This window comes from Achromobacter sp. (assembly GCF_057314935.1).
The window spans coordinates 1-21,151 of the sequence record NZ_DBHKZA010000060.1 but is presented as its reverse complement, the minus strand read 5'-3'; the positions used below and the strand labels follow the sequence as shown (position 1 = coordinate 21,151).

The window sequence follows — 21,151 nt, the reverse complement described above, 5'->3', positions numbered from 1 at the left end:
AGCAGCACACGAGGAGACCGTCATATGTTGGGCCAGCGTATCGTTACCGCCGTCATCCTGTTGGCCATTCTGGCCGCGGCGATGATCAGCGCCAATCCCTGGTGGTTCGTCGCCTTGCTTGCCCTGGCCGCCGCCTGCGCCAATTGGGAGTGGCTGCGCCTGACGCTGCCGCAACCCCCGTCCCCCCTGATTTCCGTCGGCGTCGCCGTGCTGCTGTTTGCCGGCATGCTGGCGCTGACTTCCGCCTGGCTGACCGGCGATGGAACCGGTGCGAGCGATCCCGCCTGGGTGCTTTACTACCTCGTGCCTGCCGTGGCTGCCGTGTGGCTGTTCGGCGGCGTTGCCGCAGTGGTCCGCGGACGCTCCGACGCGGCGCCCGCCAGCCTGGGGTGGTCGGTTTTTTCGGTGCCGGCGGCATTTGCCGCGTGGGCAGTGCTGGCGCAGATGTTCATGGCCCGCGGAGCGGGCTTCGTGGTGTCGCTGCTGGCCCTGGTCTGGGTCGCGGATATCGCGGCCTATTTTGCCGGTCGCGCCTTCGGCAAGCGTAAACTGGCACCCCGGGTCAGTCCCGGCAAAACGATAGAGGGCGCCATCGCCGGCGTGCTGGGCGCGGTGGTCTGGATCGGTCTGTCCAGCTTGTGGTCGGGCTCGTTCGGCGCTGCCTTGGTCGAGCGTTGGAGCTTCTGGCTGGCCTTGCCGATCGCCGCGCTGTTGGGCGTGCTGTCCATTGTGGGAGACCTGTTCGAGTCGCTGCTCAAGCGCCGGGCCGGCCGCAAGGATTCGAGCACGCTGCTGCCGGGCCATGGCGGGGTCTATGACCGCATCGACGCGATTCTTCCCGTCGCGCCGTTCGCGCTACTTTTGTCTGGAGTGTTGTTTTGAGGGCTTTTCAACGCGTCGTCGTGCTGGGATCGACTGGTTCGATCGGTGAGAGCACGCTGGATGTGATTGCCCGCCATCCCGAGCGGCTGGCGGTCTACGCGCTGTCGGCACACAGCCGCATGGAACGCCTGGCAGAGCAGGCTGAGGCCAGCCGCGCCGCCGTCGTGGTGGTGCCCGACGAAGCCGCTCGCAAGCGGTTCGCCGCTGCGTGGGCCGGATCCCGGCCGATGCCTGAAATCCGCGTGGGCGCGCAAGCGCTTGCCGATACCGCCGCCGACCCCCAATGCGATTCGGTCATGGCCGCGATCGTCGGCGCGGCCGGCCTGCCGGCGGCGCTTGCCGCCGCCCGTAGCGGCAAGCGCGTGCTGTTGGCCAACAAAGAGGCGCTGGTTGCCGCCGGCTCGCTTTTCATGCAGGCAATACGCGATAACGGCGCGGAATTGCTGCCTATCGACAGCGAACATAACGCCATCTTTCAATGCATGCCGCATGGCGGGCGGGCGGGCGCGCCCGATGCGCAGGCCCCGGGCGTCCGGCGCCTGCTGCTCACGGCCTCGGGCGGCCCCTTCCGGAACCGCGATCTGGAAGACCTGCACGATGTCACCCCGGACCAGGCTTGCGCCCATCCCAACTGGAGCATGGGCCGCAAGATTTCGGTCGATTCGGCCACCATGCTGAACAAGGGCCTGGAAGTGATCGAGGCGCATTGGCTCTTCGCCATGCCGGCCGACCGCATCGAGGTCGTGGTGCACCCCCAAAGCGTCGTGCACTCGATGGTCGAGTACAACGATGGTTCCATCCTGGCGCAACTGGGCCAGCCCGACATGCGCACGCCGATCGCCTACGGGCTGGGCTTTCCCGAGCGCCTGGACAGTGGCGTGGGGCCGCTGGACCTGACCCGTCTGGGCCGCCTGGACTTCGAAAAACCCGATCTGGCCCGGTTCCCGTGCCTGGCGCTGTCGTTTGCCGCGTTGAGGTCGGGGCAGGCCGCCTGCGTGGCGCTCAATGCCGCCAACGAGGTCGCCGTCGAGGCGTTTTTGGGCGGACGGCTTGCCTATACCTGGATTCCTCGCGTGATCGAGGCTTCCCTGGAGTGGCAGGCGCGGCAAGCATCTGTTACGCTCAGCAGTCTTGACGACGTGCTTGCGCTGGATTCCGACGCGCGCCGCTTCGCAGGTAACCTGGGGCTGGCCTGATGGCCGGCCGCGCTTGCTTTCAGATTTTCTAGATCCCGATCCCGATGCTTTTCACCCTGCTGGCCTTTGCGGTTGCGCTTGGCTCCCTGATCATCTTCCATGAGCTGGGACATTACTGGGTAGCCCGCCTGTGCGGGGTGAAAGTGCTGCGTTTTTCGGTGGGCTTCGGCAAGGTCATCCTGCGTCGCACGGACCGCCATGGCACGGAGTGGGCGGTTTCCGCCTTGCCGCTGGGCGGCTACGTCAAGATGCAGGACGATCCCCCTCCTGGCGCCTCGGCCGCCGAAGTGGCCAGCGCGTTCAACAACAAGTCCGTCGGCAAGCGTATCGCCATCGTCGCCGCCGGCCCCATCTTCAACCTGATCCTTGCGGTCTTCCTGTACGCCGGCCTGAACATGGCCGGCACGGATGAGCCGCAAGCCATCATCGCTCAACCCGCGGCAGACACGCCGGCCTCCCGCGCCGGCCTGCTGCCGGGCGACCGCATCCTGGCGATCGACGGGCAGGAAGTCAGCTCCTGGTCGGATGCCCGCTGGCGCCTGATGGATGTCATGGCCACGGGGGGGCGCGCCCAGATCGAAGTGACGACGCCGGCCGGCGCCGTGCAGCAGCGTGAACTGAATCTGCCCGCCAACGCGATGGACCCGTCCGGCGGCGATCCGCTGGCCGCGGCCGGTATCCGTCTGGCCCAACCCAAGCCTGCCGTTCGCGCCGTCAATGACGGCGGGGAAGGGCAGGCGGCGGGGCTGCGCCAGGGCGACCTCGTCATCGCGGTGAACGGCCAGCCCACGCCGGACACCGGCGCGCTGGTCAAGCAGATCCAGGAAAGCGCCGGCAAGACGCTGGCGCTGACGCTGGTGCGGGACGGCGCGAATATCTCGCTGAACGTCACGCCGCGCCCTGAATTGGTCAACGGCCAGGAAATCGGCCGGCTGGGCGTGCAGCTTGGCGGCGATATCCCGATGGTCACCGTGCGCTACGGCATCTTCGAAAGCGTGTGGCGCGGCGCCGTGCGCACCTGGGATACCGCCTGGTTCTCGTTGCGCATGATGGGCCGCATGGTGACGGGCGACGTGTCATGGCGCAATGTCAGCGGCCCGGTCACGATCGCGGATTACGCCGGCCAGACCGCAAGAATCGGGATTGTTGCGTATATCGCCTATATCGCCTTGATCAGTATCAGTCTGGGCGTACTAAATTTGCTTCCCATTCCTATGCTGGATGGTGGCCATCTGCTGTACTATCTCGTCGAAATTGTGCGGGGTAGCCCGCCGCCAGCGAGGTGGATCGATATCGGACAGCGCGCCGGCATAGGTTTATTGGCAGGCCTGATGGGGCTTGCGCTGTTCAACGATTTCACGCGTTTATTCACTTAAACGCGATTTAGCATAAAATCCCCCGCCATTTGCACGACCGAGGATACTCAAGGATGTCTTTTCGCCGGATGTTTCATCACAAAAAGGGTGTACTGCCGGGTCTGATCGCCGCATTGCTGCTGCCGGCCATGGCCCAAGCCTTCGACCCTTTTGTCGTGCGGGATATCCGCGTAGAGGGTATTCAACGGACTGACGCCGGCACGGTGTTCGGCTATCTGCCCGTCAAGGTCGGCGAGAAGTTCACGGAAGAAGAAGCGACCGAAGCGATCCGCCGCCTGTACGGCACGGGTTTCTTCACCGACGTGCAGATCCAGACGGACAACAACGTGGTTGTCGTGGTCGTGCAGGAACGTCCGACGATCGCGTCCGTCAATTTCAACGGCATGCGCGAATTCGATTCCAAGGCCATCACCACCTCGCTCGGGCAGGTGGGATTCGCCGAGGGCCGCATTTTCGACCGCTCGATGCTTGAACGCGCGGAATACGAACTGAAGCAGCAGTACCTGTCCAAGGGCAAGTACGGCGTTGAAGTGACCTCCACCGTGACCCCGCTGCCGCGTAACCGCGTGGGCGTGAGCTTTGACGTGTTCGAAGGCTCGGTGGCGCGCATTCAGCAAATCCGCTTCGTCGGCAACAAGGCCTTCTCGGAAAGCGATCTGCTGGACGAGTTCAAGCTGACCACGCCTGGCTGGCTGACGTGGTACACCGATACCGACAAGTATTCGCGCGAAAAGCTCGAGGGCGATCTGGAACGCCTGCGCTCGTTCTACCTGGACCAAGGCTACCTGGAGTTCTCGGTCGAGCCGCCGCAGGTCACGATCTCGCCGGACCGCAAGGACATCAACATCACGATCACCGTTCACGAAGGCGAACCGTACAAGGTCCGCAGCGTGAAGCTGGCCGGCAATCTGCTGGGCCTGGACAAGGAAATCAACGCGCTGGTGCAGACCAAGCCGAATGAGACGTTCTCGGCCGCCAAGGCGAACGATTCGGCCAAAGCCATCACCGACTACCTGGGTGAACTGGGTTACGCGTTCGCCAACGTCAACCCGAACCCGCAGCTGGACCGCGCCAAGCACGAAGCCGACCTGACGTTCTACGTCGATCCGAGCCGCCGCGTGTACGTGCGCCGCATCCAGATCGGCGGCAACACCCGCACGCGCGACGAAGTCGTGCGCCGCGAAATGCGCCAGCAGGAAGCGGCCTGGTACGACGCCAAGGACATCAAGACCTCGCGCGACCGCGTCGATCGCCTGGGCTACTTCAGCGACGTCAACGTCAAGACCGATCCGGTCCCGGGCTCGCCCGACCAGGTCGACGTCAACGTCGACGTGAAGGAAAAGCCCACCGGCATGATCAACCTGGGTGTGGGCTACGGTTCGTCCGAAAAGGCGATTCTGTCGGCCGGCATCAGTGAAGACAACGTTTTCGGCAGCGGCACCAACCTGACGCTGCAGTTGAACACCAGCAAGACGAACCGCGCGATCGTGCTGTCGCACACCGATCCGTACTGGACCAAGGACGGCATCAGCCGCACGACGTCCGCGTACTACCGCGTGACCGAACCCTGGAACAACAACGACGGCGACTATCGCGTCAAGGCGCTCGGCCTGGGCATGAACTTCGGCATTCCGATCTCGGAATACGACCGTATCTTCCTGGGCGCGAACTTCGAACACAACCAGATCGACCTGTTCACGAATTCGCCGCAGGCCTACAAGGACTTTGTCGGCCAGTATGGCGATTCGACGAATTCGGTGATCTTCAGCACGGGCTGGTCCAACGACACGCGCGACAGCGCGCTGGCGCCGACCAAGGGTTCTTACACCCGCCTGAAGGCCGACGTGTCCACGGTCGACCTGCAATACACCATGCTGACCGGCCAGCAGCAGTACTTCGTGCCGTTGGGCGGTTCCTACACCCTGGCCTTGAACGGCATGGTGGATTGGGGCCGCAGCTACGGCAGCAAGAACTACCCGATCATCAAGAACGTCTATGCCGGCGGTATCGGCACCGTTCGCGGCTACGAAGGCTCGTCGCTGGGTCCGCGCGATACGCTCACGGGCGACTATCTGGGCGGCACGCGCCGCATGATCGCCAACGCGCAGTTGTATCTGCCGTTCCCGGGCGCCTCGAAGGACCGCACGCTGCGCTGGTTCATCTTCAGCGACGCGGGCCAGGTGGCGGCGGGCAGCGGCTTGAGCTGCACCCGTGGACGCAACAACACCGAGGTCGAAGATCCTTGCGGCTGGCGCTTCTCGGCCGGTATCGGCCTGTCGTGGCAGTCGCCGATGGGACCGCTGCAGTTGTCCTACGCTCGTCCGCTCAATTCCAAGGCGGGTGACGACAAGCAAAGCTTCCAGTTCCAGATCGGGACGGGTTTCTAAGCGAGCCGTTACGCTTGAAAACAAGGGAGGGGCCCACCGGCCCGGCTCCCTTGCTGTTTAGTGGCACAATACATACTTTGGCTTTGCCTTACTGGAAGGTGAGATTTTCATGATGTCTGATTTCGCACTTAAATCATCGAAGACGCCGGGTGCCAAGCGCCGTGGCAAGCTGGGCGGCTCCATTGCCCTGGTGGGTGCGCTCATTCTCGGTTCGGCTGCTGCGATTCCCGCACAAGCTCAAAACACCAAGATCGGCTTCGTCAACACCGAGCGGATTCTGCGTGAGTCGGGCCCGGCGAAGACGGCGCAAAGCAAGATCGAAGCTGAATTCAAGAAGCGCGACGACGAACTCCAGCGCCTGAACAACAGCCTGCGTTCGCAAGCCGAAAAGTTCGACAAGGACGCGCCTGTCCTGTCGGAGTCGGATCGCGTCAAGCGCCAGCGTGAACTGTCGAACCTGGATACCGACCTGCAGCGCAAGCGCCGCGAATTCCAGGAAGACTTCAATCGCCGCCGCAATGAAGAATTCTCGGGCATCGTGACGAAGGCCAACGAGGCCATCAAGCGCATCGCCGAGCAAGAAAGCTACGACCTGATCATTCAGGACGCCGTGACGGTCAACCCGCGCATCGACATCACCGACAAGGTGATTCAGAGCCTGGGCAAGTAAGCAGTACCCGTCGAGTTATGCCGGTTTTACTGGATCTTGCCCGCGCGCCGACACTTGAAGCACTGTTGAGCGCTGCCAATACCCAGGGCATGGACTGGCGTATCAGCACGGCGCCCGGCGCGGACCCCTTGCGGGTCTGCGGCATCGGGACCCTGTCTTCGGCAGGCAGCCAGGAAATCGCTTTCCTGGCGAACCCCCGCTACCAGAGCCAGCTCGGCTCGACGCAGGCTGGGGCGGTCATCGTCTCCGCTGATGTCGCCGAGGCCCTGGAAGCCGAAGGGGCTGCCCGGCCGCCGTTCGCGCTGGTCGTCTGTAAACATCCCTATCTGCTTTACGCGCGTGTGGCGCAATGGTTCGATGCTGCCCGGCGGCCTGCGGAACCTGCTGCGACGCATCCGTCGGCGGTCGTCGCGCCCGACGCGGTGATCGAGGAAGGCGTGCGTATCGGCCCCAATTGCGTCGTGGAAGCCGGTGCGCGCATCGGCCGCGATACGGTATTGGGGCCAGGTTGCGTCATCGGCGCCGGTTCGTCCGTCGGGCCGGGAAGCCGGTTGCACGCACACGTCACGCTCTATGAAGGCGTGAAGGTGGGGGCGCGGGCCATCATCCATAGTGGCGCCGTGCTGGGTGCGGACGGATTCGGCTTTGCGCCGGACCCCTCGCTGGGCAAGGGCGCCTGGGGCAAGATTCCCCAGCTGGGCGGCGTGACGGTCGGCGCCGACGTCGAAATCGGGGCCAATACCACGATCGACCGCGGCGCCCTGGACGACACCCTGGTGGCGGACGGCGTCAAGCTGGACAACCAGATCATGGTGGCGCACAACGTGCGCATCGGGGCGCATACCGCCGTGGCGGCATGCGTCGGAATCGCGGGTTCGACCACCATCGGCGAACGCTGCACCATCGGTGGCGCGGCGATGCTGTCGGGCCACCTGAGCCTGGCCGACGACGTACACATATCGGGCGGCACTGCGGTGACGTCCAGCATTTCGAAGCCTGGCCGCTATACCGGGGTGTTCCCGTATGCGGAGCATGGCGAATGGCAGCGCAACGCAGCCGTGATACAACAGTTGGCGCAACTGCGCCGCCGCGTGCGGACGCTGGAAAAAGACTAGGGCGCGCGGTTGCCGCCCTGGCGTGCACGCGCCAAAATTATTTCATTTCGCAGGAAAGCATAGAAAAATGGAACTCGACATCAAGGGGATCATGGAGAGGCTGCCGCATCGTTACCCGATGCTGCTGATTGATCGCGTCGTCGAAATGGTGCCAGGCAAGTCCATTGTCGCCATCAAGAATGTCTCGATCAACGAACCGTTTTTCAACGGTCACTTTCCTCACCATCCGGTGATGCCGGGCGTGCTCATCGTGGAAGCCATGGCGCAAGCCTCGGCTTTGTTTTCGTTTACGGACGAGAACGGCGGGCTGAAGTGCGAAGGCTCCAAGACGGCGTACTACCTGGTCGGCATCGATGGCGCGCGTTTCCGCCGCCCCGTCGTGCCGGGTGACCAGCTGCGCATTGAAGTCGAAGCCGAACGCCTGAGCCGCAGCATCTGTAAATACGCCGCGCGCGCGACAGTCGACGGACAGGAAGTGGCGTCCGCCAAGCTGATGTGCGCGATTCGCAGCCTGGAAGAGTAAATGGCAGGACATATCCATCCTACCGCTGTCGTGGATCCGGCGGCAAAAATCGACCCGAGTGCCGTGATCGGACCGTTCGCGGTGGTGGGGCCTGATGTGACCATCGGCGCGGGAAGCGAAATCGGCCCGTACTGCATGGTCGACGGTGTCACGACCATCGGGCGCAATAACCGCTTCTACCGCTACTGCTCCATCGGCGGCATGCCGCAGGACAAGAAGTACGCGGGTGAAAAGACGCGCCTGACGATCGGCGACGGCAACACGGTACGTGAATTCGTCACGCTGAACACGGGTACCGTGCAGGATGGCGGCGAGACGACGCTGGGCAATGACAACTGGATCATGGCCTATGTGCACGTCGCGCATGACTGCCACATCGGCAACCACACGATCCTGGCCAATTCGGTGCAGCTGGGCGGCCACGTTCACGTGGGCGACTGGGCGATCATCGGCGGCCTGACCGGCGTGCACCAGTTCTCGCGCATTGGCGCGCACAGCATGACGGGCGGCAATAGCTCGCTGATGCAGGATTCGCCGCCGTTCGTGCTGGCGGCGGGCAACCCCTGCCGTCCCGTGGGCATCAACGTCGAGGGCCTGAAGCGCCGAGGTTTTACCCCGGTGATGATTTCCGCCCTGCGCGAAGCCTACAAGATCATTTTCCGCCGCGGTTTGCCGCTGGATGCGGCGCGTGCCGAATTGCGCAAGCGCCAGCAGGAAATCCCCGAGGCGGCCGAGCATCTGCAAACGTTGCTCGAATTCCTTGACGTCGCATCGCGCGGCATCATTCGTCCATGAGCACGCGGATCGGCATGGTGGCCGGCGAGCCTTCGGGCGACTTGCTGGCCGGTCGTATCATTGCCGGTCTGCAAGCGCGCGATCCCGGCGTCCGTTGCGAAGGCATCGGCGGGCCGCAGATGCAGGCCCGCGAATTCGATGCCTGGCATCCCATGCATGCCCTGACGGTGTTCGGCTACGTCGATGCCTTGAAGCGCCTGCCCAGCCTGCTGGGTACCTATCGCGACGTCAAACGCCGCTGGCTGGCGGAACCGCCCGCCGTTTTCGTCGGCATCGACGCGCCCGATTTCAACCTCAGGCTGGAGCATCAGCTGCGTCTGGCAGGCACGCCTACCGTGCATTTCGTCGGACCCTCCATCTGGGCCTGGCGCTACGAACGCATCCACAAGATCCGCGAATCGGTGTCGCACATGCTGGTGCTGTTCCCGTTCGAGGAAGAGATCTACCGCAAGGAAGGCATTCCGGTCACGTATGTGGGCCATCCGCTGGCAGGCGCCATTCCGATGGAGCCGGACCGCGCTGCGGCGCGCGCGCGGCTGGGCATCGACCAGAGCGCCCGCGTGCTGGCGATTCTGCCCGGTAGCCGCTCGTCGGAGATCCGGCTGTTGGCGCCCCGTTTCCTGCAGGCGGCGCAGCAACTGCTGAAAAAGGATCCGGCCCTGCAATGCGTCGTGCCCATGGTCAACGACCAGCGGCGCGCGGAATTCCAGGCCATCCTGGCCGAGCACCCCGTGCCGGGACTGCGCTGCATAACCGCGGATGATCTGCACGGTGCGGGCGGCGACCGCAAGGCGCCGGTGGCGTGGTCGGTCATGGAGGCCGCCAATGCGGTGCTCGTGGCCAGCGGCACGGCGACGCTGGAGACGGCGCTCTACAAGCGGCCGATGGTGATTTCCTACGTGCTGTCGCCCTGGATGCGCCGGATCATGTCGTGGAAGTCCGGGCAGCAGCGGCCGTACCTGCCTTGGGTGGGGTTGCCGAACGTGCTGTTGCGCGATTTCGCGGTGCCCGAGCTGCTGCAGGACGACGCCACGCCCGAAAAGCTGGCCGAGGCGACGTGGGCGTCGCTGACCGACGAAGCGCTGATCGCGCGCGTCGAGGCCCGCTTCACCGCCATGCACCAGGAGTTGCTGCGCGACACGCCAGCCCTGGCCGCACAGGCGATCCTGGAGGTGGCCGGTGGAGCAGCCTGACCTGTTTGCGGCCCCTGAACAGCCTGCAATGCTGACGGCCGGCGTCGACGAGGCGGGCCGCGGTCCGTTGGCCGGCGCCGTTTACGCGGCGGCGGTCATTCTGGACCCGGATCGGCCGATCGAGGGGTTGGCGGACTCGAAAGTGCTGAAGGCCGCCCGGCGCGAAGCGCTGGCGTTGCAGATCCAGGAGCGCGCGTTGGCCTGGTGCGTGGCCAGCGCCAGCGTGGGCGAGATCGATTCCCTGAATATCCTGCGCGCCACCATGCTGGCGATGCAGCGGGCCGTCCAGGGCTTGTCCATGCCGGCGCAACTGGCGCTGGTGGACGGCAATCAGGCGCCCAAGCTGGCTTGCACGGTGCAGACCGTCATCAAGGGTGACGCCCTGGTGCCGGCGATTTCCGCTGCGTCCATTTTGGCCAAAACCGCGCGCGACGCCGACCTGATGCGCCTGCACGCGCTGTATCCGCAATACGCGTTCGACCAGCACAAGGGGTACGGCACGGCGTTGCATCTGCAGTTGCTGCGCGAACACGGGCCCTGCGCCGAGCATCGCCGCAGTTTCGCTCCCATCAAGGCCTTCGGCCTGGTCTCATGAAGCACATCAGTTCCCGCGACAACCCCGCGGTCAAGGCGCTGGCCAAGTTGGCGGGCATGGCGGGCAAGCGCGGCGCGCCGGTGCTGCTGGACGGGGTGCACCTGTGCCAGGCCTGGCTGCAGCATCATGGCGCGCCCGATCAGGCCGTCTTCGACGTTGACCGCCTGTCCCAACCCGATATCGCCGCACTGGCGGCAGCCGTCCCCGATTCGCGTTGCCTGGCGCTGGACGCCCGGTTGATGCAGTCGGTGGCCAGCGTGGAAAGCGGGCAGGGCGTCGCCTTCCTGGTGACGCCTCCAACGCTGGAGCTGCCGGCCGCGGTGGAAGAAAACTGCGTGCTGTTCGACCGCATCCAGGATCCGGGCAACGTCGGCACGCTGCTGCGCACTTGCGCGGCAGCCGGCGTCAAACGGGTGTTCCTGGCCACCGGCACCGCCGCAGCCTGGTCGCCCAAGGTGTTGCGTAGCGGCCAGGGCGCGCATTTTGCCCTGGCGATCCACGAGCACGTCGATCTTGCCGCCTTGCTGCCGCGGCTGCGGGTGCCGCTGGTGGCCACTGCGCTGGACGGCGCCCGGAACCTGTATGCCGGGCGGTTGCCCGCGCAATGCGCCTGGGTGTTCGGCCATGAAGGGCAAGGCGTTGCGCCGGCGTTGCTGGACGCGGCGAAACTGAAAGTCTGGATTCCCCATGATGCCGTGGCGGTGGAGTCCTTGAACGTCGGTGCGGCGGCCGCCATCTGCTTGTTCGAGCAACGGCGGCAAGCGTTGGGAGAGCGGGCATGAAAGCGTTTGGTTCACTGGTTCCGGCTGCTTGCCTGGCGGCGTTGCTGGGCGCCTGCGCCTCGAATTCGCCGGTGAGCGCCGTATTCGTGCCGGTCGTGGCTAGCGAAGCGTCCAGCGTGTCGCAATTGTCGCGCGACGTCGTGGCCCATGCGCCCGACGGCGAGGCCCATACATTGCCCGAGGGCTCGCGCTGGCGGCGAGTCGGGGCCTTGGTGCAGGGGGATGTCTATCGGCCGCTGGGCGAACCGCTGCGGGTCGGCAAACGCGGCGGCTCGGACGCCTATCTCGTGGCGTCTTCGGGCAAGCTGCTGGGTTTTTATTTGCCCAGCGGTAGCGTGTTCATGCCGCTCAGCAAGCCGGTCGTGCTGCCATTCTCCCAGCGCCAGTGAACAAATGAAAAAGGGCCGCTTCTTATGCGGCCCTTTTTTCATGTGCGGCGCCCGGACGCGGGCGCGGACGAGGCGTCAGCCCCGGTCCAGCCCCACTTCCTGCAATACCGTCGTCGCGATTTCCTCGATCGACTTGGTGGTGCTGGACAGCCAGGAAATCCCCTCGCGGCGCATCATGCGCTCGGCCTCAGCGACCTCGTAGCGGCACTGCTCCAACTGCGCGTAGCGGCTGTTGGGGCGGCGTTCGTTGCGGACTTCGGCCAGGCGCTCGGGCTGGATGGACAGGCCAAACAGCTTGGCGCGGTGCGGCGCAATGGTCGAGGGCAGGGTGCCACGCTCGAAATCATCGGGAGTCAGCGGGAAATTGGCCGCCTTGATCGCGTATTGCATGGCCAGGTAGAGGCTGGTCGGCGTCTTGCCGCAGCGGGACACGCCGACCAGGATCACGTCGGCCTGATCCAGCTGGTTCACGAACTGGCCGTCGTCGTGCGCCAGGCTGAAGTTGATGGCGTCGATCCGGTTGCGGTATTTTTCCGAATTGGCCTGCATGTGCGAACGGCCGATGGAATGGCTGGACTTCAGGCCCAGCGCCTGCTCGATATGGCTGACGAAGGTGCCGAACAGGTCCATGAAAATCCCGTTCGCCTGGCGAACGCGGGCCAGGATCTCGGGGTTGACCAGCGTGCTGAACACGATGGGGGGTACACCGGCTTCCAGGGCGCTGCGGTCGATGCGCATGGCGACCTCGGCCGCTTTCTCCAGGGTATCGACGAAGGGCAGGCGGATCGGCTTGAAATCGACCTCTTCGAACTGGGAAAGCACCGACTGGCTGAACGTCTCAGCGGTGATGCCGGTACTGTCGGAAACGATGTATACCGTGCGTACGATCGGGGTAGATGTCATGTGTAAAAAATTCCAACCAGTCAGATAGCCGAGGGTACTCCACCGAGTACAATCAGGCCCCTATAAGTCACCCCAAGGGCGGTCCAAGGCCAGTTTGGTCAGCGTTTGGATAGGCGATTTCATACGCCGATTCATGCATTGACCAAACTCGCTTTCATTCCATTGTAAAAGGTGACTTCAATGTCGTACGTTGTTTTGTTCGAGCAGCTCCGCATGACGGACGTGGACTCGGTAGGAGGCAAGAACGCATCACTAGGCGAAATGATCAGCCAGCTGTCTGGCGCGGGTGTCCGCGTGCCGGGCGGCTTTGCCACGACCGCTGACGCCTTCCGCGACTTCCTGAAGGCCTCGGGCCTGGACAAGCGCATCGCTGAACGCCTGACCACGCTGAACCCCGAAGATGTCCGCGAACTGGCCAACGCCGGCGCGGAAATCCGCCAATGGCTGGTCGAAGCCCCGTTCTCGCCCGAGTTCGAAGCCCAGATCCGTGAAGCCTTCGCCAAGCTCGACGCTGACGGCAAGGGCTCGTTCGCCGTGCGTTCGTCCGCCACGGCCGAAGACCTGCCCGACGCCTCGTTCGCCGGCCAGCAGGAAACCTTCCTGAACGTCGTCGGCATCGACGACGTGCTGGACAAGATCCGCCACGTGTTCGCGTCGCTGTACAACGACCGCGCCATCTCCTATCGCGTGCACAAGGGCTATGCCCACGCTGACGTCGCACTATCGGCGGGCATCCAGCGCATGGTGCGTTCCGACAAGGGCAGCGCCGGCGTCATGTTCACCATCGACACCGAATCGGGCTTTGAAGACGTCGTGTTCATCACGTCGTCCTACGGCCTGGGCGAAACCGTCGTGCAAGGCGCGGTCAACCCCGACGAGTTCTACGTCTTCAAGCCGACGCTGGCCCAGGGCCACTACCCGATCGTCGGCCGCCGTATCGGCTCCAAGCTGATCAAGATGGAATTCGACCCCGAGCGTCCCGAAGGCCGTGCCGTGCGCACCGTCGACGTGCCGGTGTCCGAGCGCAACCGCTACTCGCTGACCGACGACGAGGTCAATGAACTGGCCCGCTACGCCGTCATCATCGAAAAGCACTACAAGCGCCCGATGGACATCGAGTGGGGCCGCGACGGCGTCGACGGCAAGATCTACATCCTGCAAGCGCGTCCGGAAACGGTGAAGTCGCAGCAGGGCGCCAACGACGTGCAGCAGCGCTACCGCTTGAAGGCCACCGGCCAGGTCCTGATCACCGGCCGCGCGATCGGCCAGAAGATCGGCGCCGGCCCCGTCCGCGTCGTGGGCGACATCTCGGACATGGACAAGGTCCAGCCGGGCGACGTGCTGGTCACCGACATGACGGACCCCAACTGGGAACCCGTGATGAAGCGCGCCGCGGCCATCGTCACGAACCGCGGCGGCCGTACCTGCCACGCGGCGATCATCGCGCGTGAACTGGGTATTCCGGCTGTCGTCGGTTGCGGCAACGCCACCGACCTGTTGAAGGAAGGCCAGGCCGTGACCGTGTCTTGCGCGGAAGGCGACGAAGGCCGCATCTATGATGGCCTGATCGAAACCGAAGTGGAAGAAGTCCGCCGTGGCGACATGCCCGCCATCGATCTGAAGATCATGATGAACGTGGGCAACCCGCAGCTGGCGTTCGACTTCGCGCAGATCCCGAACAGCGGCGTGGGCCTGGCCCGCCTGGAATTCATCATCAACAACAACATCGGCATCCACCCGAAGGCGGTCCTGGACTACCCGAATGTGGACGGTGAACTGAAGAAGGCCGTGGAATCGGCGGCTCGCGGCCATGCCAGCCCGCGCGCATTCTTCGTCGAGAAGATGGCCGAAGGCGTGGCGACGATTGCCGCCGCCTTCTACCCGAAACCCGTGATCGTGCGCATGTCGGACTTCAAGTCCAACGAATACCGCAAGCTGGTCGGCGGTTCGCGCTACGAGCCCGAGGAAGAGAATCCCATGCTGGGCTTCCGCGGCGCATCGCGCTACATCGCCGAAGACTTCGCCGAGTGCTTCCGCATGGAATGCGAAGCGCTGAAGAAGGTGCGCGACGACATGGGCCTGACCAACGTCGAGATCATGGTGCCGTTCGTGCGCACCGTGGGTCAGGCGGAAAAGGTCGTCAACCTGCTGGCCAAGCACGGCCTGGCGCGCGGCGAGAACGGCCTGAAGCTGATCATGATGTGCGAGGTGCCGTCCAACGCCATTCTGGCCGATGAATTCCTGCAATTCTTCGACGGCTTCTCGATCGGTTCCAACGACATGACGCAGCTGACGCTGGGTCTGGACCGCGACTCGGGCATGGAACTGCTGGCTGCCGACTTCGACGAACGCGACGAAGCCGTCAAGTTCATGCTGCGCCGCGCGATCAAGGCTTGCCTGGCCGCCAACAAGTACGTGGGCATCTGCGGCCAAGGCCCCAGCGACCACCCCGACTTCGCGCAATGGCTGAAGGACGAAGGCATCCTGTCGATGTCGCTCAACCCGGACACGGTTGTCGACACCTGGCAGCGTCTGGCCAAGTAACGATTGGCTGGCTGATCGAAAATGCCCCGCATCGGAAACGATGCGGGGCATTTTTTTGCGGCCAGGGCAGGCCGATCGGACGGGGCGGGCGAGGGGGGTTACGCCGTCCGATGCACTTCCATGTACTGGGTCGGTGTTTGGCCGAGGGTCCGGCGGAACGCGGAGGCGAACGCGCTCGGGCTGGCATAGCCCAGGTCCAGCGCGACCCGGGTCACGGCCTGGCCCCGGCTCAAGCGTTCGATGGCGGCGAGCAGGCAAACCTGCTGGCGCCATGCGGCGACGCTCACGCCGGTCTGCTCACGGAAAAGGCGGGTGAAGGTGCGCCGGCTCATGCCAGCGTGGTCGGCCAGCGCATCCAGGCCGACCGCCACCGAGGGCGCATCGAACAACTGCCGGCATGCCCGGGCCAGGCGAGGGTCCTGCGGCAGCGGCGCATGCAGCGAAAGGCGCGGCATGAACGCGATTTCCGCCACCAGCATCGCCATCAGCTTGCCGGCCCGCCCCTGGACGTCGTACATCGCCGGCAGATCGATGGCCTCTTCCAGCAAATGCCTGAGCAGCGGCGAAACTCCGTAAACACAGCAATGGGCGGGCATTTGCGCCGCATCCGCGTCGCCCGGCGACACGAACGCATTGAGCATCGTGACTTGCCCCGACATGGTCATTTCGTGTGCCATGCCGGCGGGCAGCCAGCACGCCCGCCGGGGGGGCACGAGCCACCGGCCTTCAGGCGTGGCAACGCTGATCGCGCCACGGGAAGCAAAAGCGAACTGGCCGCGCCGATGCGCGTGCATTGGAAACGTCGAGCCGGCCGCGTAGTCGTTCGCGGTTACGACCACGCCGCGCGGGATGTCTTCGAAAGGGTCAAGCAGCGTGTTGCGCATGGCCCAAATTCTACAACTTATAGCCTGATAGCGAAGGCGGGCCGCCTCAAGCGCGCTTACGATCCCGGCCAGCCGTCGTCCAACGCACGGCGGCTTTCAACAGCATCGGAGGCGCCATGCGCAAACCCTTTCATCGCGTGGGGACAGGCCCTCGCGCCGTCCTCGTTTTGCACGGCTGGTTCGGCGACGCCCACGCGTTCGAGCCGATCGAGCCCTGGCTGTCCGGCGACGCCTACAGCTACGTGTTCATGAATTACCGGGGCTACGGCGCCAGGCGGGATGTGCCCGGGGCCTACACGATCGACGAGATCGCCCTGGACGCGCTGGCGCTGGCCGACGAACTGGGATGGCGCACCTTCAGCCTGATGGGCCATTCGATGGGCGGCATGGCGATCGAACGCATCGCCGCTTTGGCTCCCGCCCGGGTGCGGGGCCTGGTCGCGATCGCACCCGTCCCTTGTGGCGGCATACGCTACGACACGGCCACGCGGCAGTTGCTCGAAGGCGCCGCCGATCGCGCCGATCTTCGCCGCGCCATCATCGACCGCAGCACCGGCGGCCGATTGCCGCCGGCCTGGGTCGAATGGAAGGCCGCCTACTCGGCGGGGTGTGCTTTGCCCAACGCCTTTGGCGCGTACCTGCGCGCGTGGGCCGATACGGACTTCAGCGGCGAGATCGCGGGCAAGCATCCCGTGAAGGTGCTGGTGGGCAAACACGACCCCACGTTCAACGCGGCGTTGATGGCCGACACCTATCTGCGCCGCTATCGGCTTGCCAGTCTTGAGGTGCTGGAGGCGGCCGGCCACTACCCCATGAACGAGACGCCGCTTGCCCTGGCCGCCGCGATCGAGACGTTCCTGGCCGCCCTTGAGGAACGCGCCGATGCGCGTGTCCCAAGCGCGTCATGATGAGGCACGACAGGCTTGCGGCGGTTCAGGCGGCTTGCGCTTCCCGGGCCAGCAGGGCGCGTTTGCGGTCGATGCCCCACCGATAACCGGCCAGCGACCCGTCGGTGCGCACCACGCGATGGCAGGGAATGGCAAGCGCGATGTTGTTGGTGGCGCAGGCACGGGCCACGGCGCGCACGGCGCGTGGTGAACCGATGCGTTCGGCAATGTCGGTGTAGGTAGCGGTCGCGCCGGCCGGAATGTCGCGCAGGGCCTCCCAGACGCGGCGCTGGAATGCGGTGCCGCGCACGTCCAGCGGCAGGTCCAGGCCGCGGGACGGGTCTTCCACAAAACCCACCACAGCGGCCACCCACGCTTCGAACTCCGTATCCGCGCCGATCAGCCGGGCGGCCTTGAAGCGATCTTGCAGGTTGTGGACCAGTTGTTCGGGATCGGCGTCCAGCGCGATCTCGCAGATGCCGGTGCTGCTGGCCGCGACCAGCAGCGCGCCGAGCGAACATTGGGCCACCGCGAAGCGGATCTCCACGCCTTCGCCGTCCTTGCGGAAGGCCGTGGGCGTCATGCCCAGGATGGCCGGCGCGGCTTCGTAGAACCGGCCGCTGGAATTGAAGCCGGCGTCATACATGGCGTCGGTGACGCTGGCGCTTTGCTTGAGCTGCTGGCGTGCGCGGCTGGCGCGCAAAGCATTGGCGTAGGCCTTGGGCGTGATGCCCGTGGCGGCCTTGAAGACGCGGTGGAAATGAAAGCGGCTCATGCCGGCCTGTTCGGCCAGCGTGGACAGGTCGGGCGGCTGCTCGGCCTCCAGGGCGCGGCAGGCTCGCTCGACGGCGGCGGCGTGCTGTTTGCTCAAGGGGGCGGCGGCTGGGCTCATTCGGGACTCCTGACGTGCGCATGATCAGATGCGCGATGACCCCATGGTCTCAAAGGCGCCGGGACGCCGCACTCCGGATGTTGCGCGCGGGAAGGCGCTGCTCAGGCAGGCGCGTACACATCCAGGAACCGGCGCAGCAACCCGCCCGCCACGGGGGTCGCGCGGACGTTGGCCGACAGGTCGGGAATGTCGAGGTTTTCGGCGGCGTAGCGGCGGCCGTAGCGCTCCAGGTGGGCGCGCACGAAGTCCGGGCCGAATTCGGGGTGGAACTGGGTCGAAAACACGTTGCGGCCGATGCGGATCATCTGGTGCTCGTCCAGATCCGACCGCGCCAGCACGGCCGAGCCCGGCGGCGGCTGCAGGACGGTCTGGGCGTGCAGCATCTGCGCGGGGAAGGTGGGCGGCAGGCCGGCCAGCAATTTGTCGCCGGCGGCGGGGGGCAGCAGTTCGACCGTTTGCGTGCCGACTTCGCGTCCCGCGGGGTTGTAGCCCACCTTGCCGCCCAGCGCGTGCGCCAGCAACTGGTGGCCGTAGCACACGCCGAACATCGGCAGGTCCGCGGCCGCGGCGTCGCGCAGCCAGGCGGCGGTGTCCTCGCTCCAGGATTCCTTGTCCGTGACCATGGCGGGCGATCCGGTGATCAGCGCGGCACGGTAGCGGGCGGGGGCTTGCGGGCGCTGGCCCTCGTGCACGGCCACGACTTCGATGGCGTCGGCGGGCAGGCCAGCCGCTTTCGCCAATTGTTCGGCATAGCCGCCGAACTGGCTTTTAAGCGTGTCGTCCGGATCGCCGGTGTGCAGGATCAGGACGGGTAGGGCAGAGGATATTGCAGCGGTCATGGAAGCTTGTGCGTGGTAAGGGCGGACGCCGGCGATCCGGATGGGATCAGGGCATCAATGCGCATCATAATCCAGTGCAAATATTCGTGAGCGCGGCATCCCACCCCGCTGCATCCCGGAAATACGTACAATCCGCTCACGACTCATCCTTTCAGGCGACCTTAAGACTATGTGGATCTGGCTGGGACTGGCCGCGCTGGCCCTTATCGGGGAACTGGCGACGGGTACCTTCTATTTGCTGCTGGTCGCCCTGGGATTGGCGGCCGGGGGCGTCGCCGCCTGGCTGGGCTCGGGCCTGGAATGGCAGCTCGTGGCTTGCGGCGTCGTGCTGCTGCTGGGCCTGTTGCTGCTGCGCAAGACGCGTGTCCTGAAAAAGCGCGAGGTCAATTCGGCCCGCAATGCCGACGTCAATCTGGACATCGGGCAGACGGTGACCGTGGAAGCCTGGTCCGAACAGGGCACGGCGCGCGTCTGGTACCGCGGCGCCCACTGGCAGGCCGAGCTTGCCCGCGGCCAAGCCCCGCGCGCCGGCGAACACATCATTACCGAACTGCGCGGTTCGACTCTGGTGCTGACCCCGCGGGGCACGCCGGGTTCGGCACAGTAGAACCGGCTTGCGCCACGCGCAGCCCGCAGCAGGCGCCGTTGCCGCCAGGCAGGGACGCCCTCGCACTTACTCCAGGAGAGGCTTTACATCATGATCGATACTTCCACTATCGTCCTGCTCGTCGTCGTCGCGCTGGCGATCCTGATCGTCATCAAGTCGATCGCCATCGTGCCCCAGCAGCACGCCTGGGTAGTCGAGCGCCTGGGCAAATTCGACCGCGTGCTGTCGCCCGGAGCAGGCTTCGTCATCCCGTTCATCGAGCGCGTGTCGTACAAGCATTCGCTCAAGGAAATCCCGCTGGACGTCCCCAGCCAGGTCTGCATCACGCGTGACAACACGCAATTGCAGGTCGACGGCGTGCTGTACTTCCAGGTGACGGACCCGATGCGCGCGTCCTACGGTTCGTCGAACTACATTTCGGCGATCACGCAGCTGGCACAGACCACGTTGCGTTCGGTCATCGGCAAGATGGAACTGGATCGCACCTTTGAAGAGCGCGATTCCATCAACAGCAACATCGTGTCGTCGCTGGACGAAGCCGCCCTGAACTGGGGCGTGAAGGTGCTGCGCTACGAGATCAAGGATTTGACGCCGCCCAACGAGATCCTGCGCTCGATGCAGGCGCAGATCACCGCCGAACGTGAAAAGCGCGCGCTGATCGCCGCGTCCGAAGGCCGCCGCCAGGAACAGATCAACATCGCCACCGGCGAGCGCGAAGCCGCCATCGCCCGTTCCGAAGGCGAAAAGCAGGCCCAGATCAACCAGGCGCAGGGCGAGGCCGCCGCCGTGCTGGCGATTGCGGAAGCCACCGCCAAGGCCATCACGCAAGTCGCCGATGCCGTGCGCCAGCCGGGCGGCATGGAAGCCGTCAACCTGAAGGTGGCCGAGCGCTACGTCGAGGCGTTCAGCAACGTGGCCAAGGAAGGCAACACGCTGATCCTGCCGGCCAACATGTCGGACGTGGGCGGCATGATCGCCTCCGCCATGACCATTGTGAAGTCCACGCGCAACACCTGATACTGCGCCCTGCGGCGCCCCGGCCATGATCGCTCCCGTTAATTTGCTTTTGATAGCAGGCCTGGCGGGAGTGCTTTCCTTGTGTGTGCTGGGGTCCCTGGCGCGCAGCGGCATGGCGGGGATCAATGAAGCCATACGCGCCAACTTGCTCACGCTGTTGGCGTTTTTCACATTTGGCCTGCAGAACACGTCGGCGCCTTGGTGGCTGTCGATCGTGGTGCCGAACTCGGCCATCGCGCTGGCGCTGTATTCCTACTACTCGGGCGTGCGGCGGTTGATGGGCCTGAGCGTGCCGCGGCATCTGATGACGGTCGGCTGCCTGATGACCCTGGTGGTGTTGCTGGCCTACACCTATGTGGATTGGCGGGTCGGGCCGCGCATCATCGCGATGTCGCTGCTGCAGATGGGATTCCTGCTGGCCGTGGCCGTCACCGTCCAGCGCAACATGCCGGCGCACCGCTCGCGCTACAGCTACCGCTTCGTGTGGGCGGTGGCGATGGTGTCCGCCATGGTCTGCGCCGTGCGGGCCGGCGCCCACATCCTGAACCTGGTGCCCCCGCAAGCCTTGATGGAGCCCAGTGTCTGGAACATCGCCTATCTGACGCTGGGCGTGCTGGTGATGCCTTGCCTGACGCTGGGCACCATCATGATCATCCACGACCGCATGCTGGCGGA

At 65.1% G+C, this 21,151-nt stretch carries 20 protein-coding genes and 1 pseudogene; 17 read left to right on the top strand and 4 right to left on the bottom strand.

Features of this window, described 5'->3' with window-relative positions; translation table 11 throughout:
• Positions 1 to 24: 24 nt before the first annotated feature.
• The 12 genes from ACO6D5_RS20815 to ACO6D5_RS20760 all read left to right on the top strand — a co-directional run bounded on the left by ACO6D5_RS20815 (position 25) and on the right by ACO6D5_RS20760 (position 11,903).
• Complete coding sequence (locus ACO6D5_RS20815; RefSeq protein WP_315846396.1) at positions 25 to 882, top strand: phosphatidate cytidylyltransferase; 858 nt, start codon at positions 25 to 27, stop codon at positions 880 to 882.
• Positions 879 to 2,078 carry a 1-deoxy-D-xylulose-5-phosphate reductoisomerase gene (locus ACO6D5_RS20810; protein WP_315846397.1) on the top strand — a complete coding sequence of 400 codons (1,200 nt, stop codon included), beginning with the start codon at positions 879 to 881 and terminating at the stop codon, positions 2,076 to 2,078. Before ACO6D5_RS20815 ends, ACO6D5_RS20810 begins: the two co-directional genes overlap by 4 nt.
• A gap of 44 nt (positions 2,079 to 2,122) precedes the next feature.
• Complete coding sequence (rseP, locus tag ACO6D5_RS20805; RefSeq protein ID WP_315846398.1) at positions 2,123 to 3,454, top strand: RIP metalloprotease RseP; 1,332 nt, start codon at positions 2,123 to 2,125, stop codon at positions 3,452 to 3,454.
• A 53-nt stretch (positions 3,455 to 3,507) separates the two neighbouring features.
• Entirely contained in the window at positions 3,508 to 5,841 is a 2,334-nt protein-coding gene (gene bamA, locus ACO6D5_RS20800; protein WP_485826410.1) for an outer membrane protein assembly factor BamA, read from the top strand.
• Positions 5,842 to 5,950: 109 nt separating this feature from the next.
• On the top strand, positions 5,951 to 6,511 hold the full coding sequence (locus ACO6D5_RS20795) for an OmpH/Skp family outer membrane protein (protein WP_006223431.1): 561 nt from the start codon (positions 5,951 to 5,953) through the stop codon (positions 6,509 to 6,511).
• Positions 6,512 to 6,528: 17 nt separating this feature from the next.
• A complete protein-coding gene (gene lpxD / locus ACO6D5_RS20790; RefSeq protein ID WP_315846400.1) occupies positions 6,529 to 7,626 on the top strand; it encodes a UDP-3-O-(3-hydroxymyristoyl)glucosamine N-acyltransferase in 1,098 nt (365 codons plus the stop codon).
• Positions 7,627 to 7,693: 67 nt separating this feature from the next.
• Positions 7,694 to 8,149 (top strand): 3-hydroxyacyl-ACP dehydratase FabZ, encoded by a 456-nt coding sequence (gene fabZ, locus ACO6D5_RS20785; protein WP_006223429.1) that lies wholly within the window; start codon positions 7,694 to 7,696, stop codon positions 8,147 to 8,149.
• Positions 8,150 to 8,944, top strand: a complete 795-nt coding sequence (lpxA, locus tag ACO6D5_RS20780; RefSeq protein WP_315846401.1) for an acyl-ACP--UDP-N-acetylglucosamine O-acyltransferase — start codon at positions 8,150 to 8,152, stop codon at positions 8,942 to 8,944.
• Positions 8,941 to 10,137 carry a lipid-A-disaccharide synthase gene (gene lpxB, locus ACO6D5_RS20775; protein ID WP_315846402.1) on the top strand — a complete coding sequence of 399 codons (1,197 nt, stop codon included), beginning with the start codon at positions 8,941 to 8,943 and terminating at the stop codon, positions 10,135 to 10,137. Before lpxA ends, lpxB begins: the two co-directional genes overlap by 4 nt.
• Entirely contained in the window at positions 10,124 to 10,732 is a 609-nt protein-coding gene (gene rnhB / locus ACO6D5_RS20770; protein WP_006223426.1) for a ribonuclease HII, read from the top strand. Before lpxB ends, rnhB begins: the two co-directional genes overlap by 14 nt.
• Positions 10,729 to 11,514, top strand: a complete 786-nt coding sequence (locus ACO6D5_RS20765) for a TrmH family RNA methyltransferase (RefSeq protein WP_485826409.1) — start codon at positions 10,729 to 10,731, stop codon at positions 11,512 to 11,514. Before rnhB ends, ACO6D5_RS20765 begins: the two co-directional genes overlap by 4 nt.
• Complete coding sequence (locus ACO6D5_RS20760; RefSeq protein ID WP_315846404.1) at positions 11,511 to 11,903, top strand: hypothetical protein; 393 nt, start codon at positions 11,511 to 11,513, stop codon at positions 11,901 to 11,903. The genes ACO6D5_RS20765 and ACO6D5_RS20760 overlap by 4 nt, the downstream gene beginning before the upstream one ends.
• A gap of 75 nt (positions 11,904 to 11,978) precedes the next feature.
• On the opposite strand, the gene ppsR is transcribed toward ACO6D5_RS20760, so the two are convergent.
• Positions 11,979 to 12,806, bottom strand: a complete 828-nt coding sequence (ppsR, locus tag ACO6D5_RS20755; RefSeq protein WP_006223423.1) for a posphoenolpyruvate synthetase regulatory kinase/phosphorylase PpsR — start codon at positions 12,804 to 12,806, stop codon at positions 11,979 to 11,981.
• 180 nt (positions 12,807 to 12,986) lie between these two features.
• Here ppsR and ppsA point away from each other — a divergent pair, with 180 nt between their 5' ends.
• Positions 12,987 to 15,350: a phosphoenolpyruvate synthase gene (gene ppsA, locus ACO6D5_RS20750; protein WP_485826408.1), complete on the top strand. Its 2,364-nt coding sequence runs from the start codon at positions 12,987 to 12,989 to the stop codon at positions 15,348 to 15,350.
• A gap of 98 nt (positions 15,351 to 15,448) precedes the next feature.
• On the opposite strand, the gene ACO6D5_RS20745 is transcribed toward ppsA, so the two are convergent.
• Positions 15,449 to 16,234 (bottom strand): AraC family transcriptional regulator, encoded by a 786-nt coding sequence (locus ACO6D5_RS20745; protein ID WP_485826407.1) that lies wholly within the window; start codon positions 16,232 to 16,234, stop codon positions 15,449 to 15,451.
• A 116-nt stretch (positions 16,235 to 16,350) separates the two neighbouring features.
• Between ACO6D5_RS20745 and ACO6D5_RS20740 the strand changes: the two genes are divergently transcribed.
• Positions 16,351 to 17,142: an alpha/beta fold hydrolase gene (locus tag ACO6D5_RS20740; RefSeq protein WP_485826406.1), complete on the top strand. Its 792-nt coding sequence runs from the start codon at positions 16,351 to 16,353 to the stop codon at positions 17,140 to 17,142.
• A 25-nt stretch (positions 17,143 to 17,167) separates the two neighbouring features.
• Here the strand turns inward: ACO6D5_RS20740 and ACO6D5_RS20735 are convergent, their stop codons facing one another.
• Both ACO6D5_RS20735 and ACO6D5_RS20730 read right to left on the bottom strand, forming a co-directional pair.
• Positions 17,168 to 18,013, bottom strand: coding sequence for a bifunctional transcriptional activator/DNA repair enzyme AdaA (locus tag ACO6D5_RS20735; protein WP_485826405.1), 846 nt, complete (start codon positions 18,011 to 18,013; stop codon positions 17,168 to 17,170).
• 101 nt (positions 18,014 to 18,114) lie between these two features.
• On the bottom strand, positions 18,115 to 18,852 hold the full coding sequence (locus tag ACO6D5_RS20730; protein ID WP_485826404.1) for a glutamine amidotransferase: 738 nt from the start codon (positions 18,850 to 18,852) through the stop codon (positions 18,115 to 18,117).
• A 169-nt stretch (positions 18,853 to 19,021) separates the two neighbouring features.
• Between ACO6D5_RS20730 and ACO6D5_RS20725 the strand changes: the two genes are divergently transcribed.
• The 3 genes and pseudogenes from ACO6D5_RS20725 to ACO6D5_RS20715 form a co-directional block, all read left to right on the top strand.
• On the top strand, positions 19,022 to 19,459 hold the full coding sequence (locus ACO6D5_RS20725) for an NfeD family protein (protein ID WP_315847487.1): 438 nt from the start codon (positions 19,022 to 19,024) through the stop codon (positions 19,457 to 19,459).
• 90 nt (positions 19,460 to 19,549) lie between these two features.
• Complete coding sequence (locus tag ACO6D5_RS20720; RefSeq protein ID WP_315131040.1) at positions 19,550 to 20,476, top strand: SPFH domain-containing protein; 927 nt, start codon at positions 19,550 to 19,552, stop codon at positions 20,474 to 20,476.
• Between the two features lie 70 nt (positions 20,477 to 20,546).
• Positions 20,547 to 21,151 (top strand): annotated as a pseudogene (locus tag ACO6D5_RS20715) (GGDEF domain-containing protein); the annotation flags it as partial.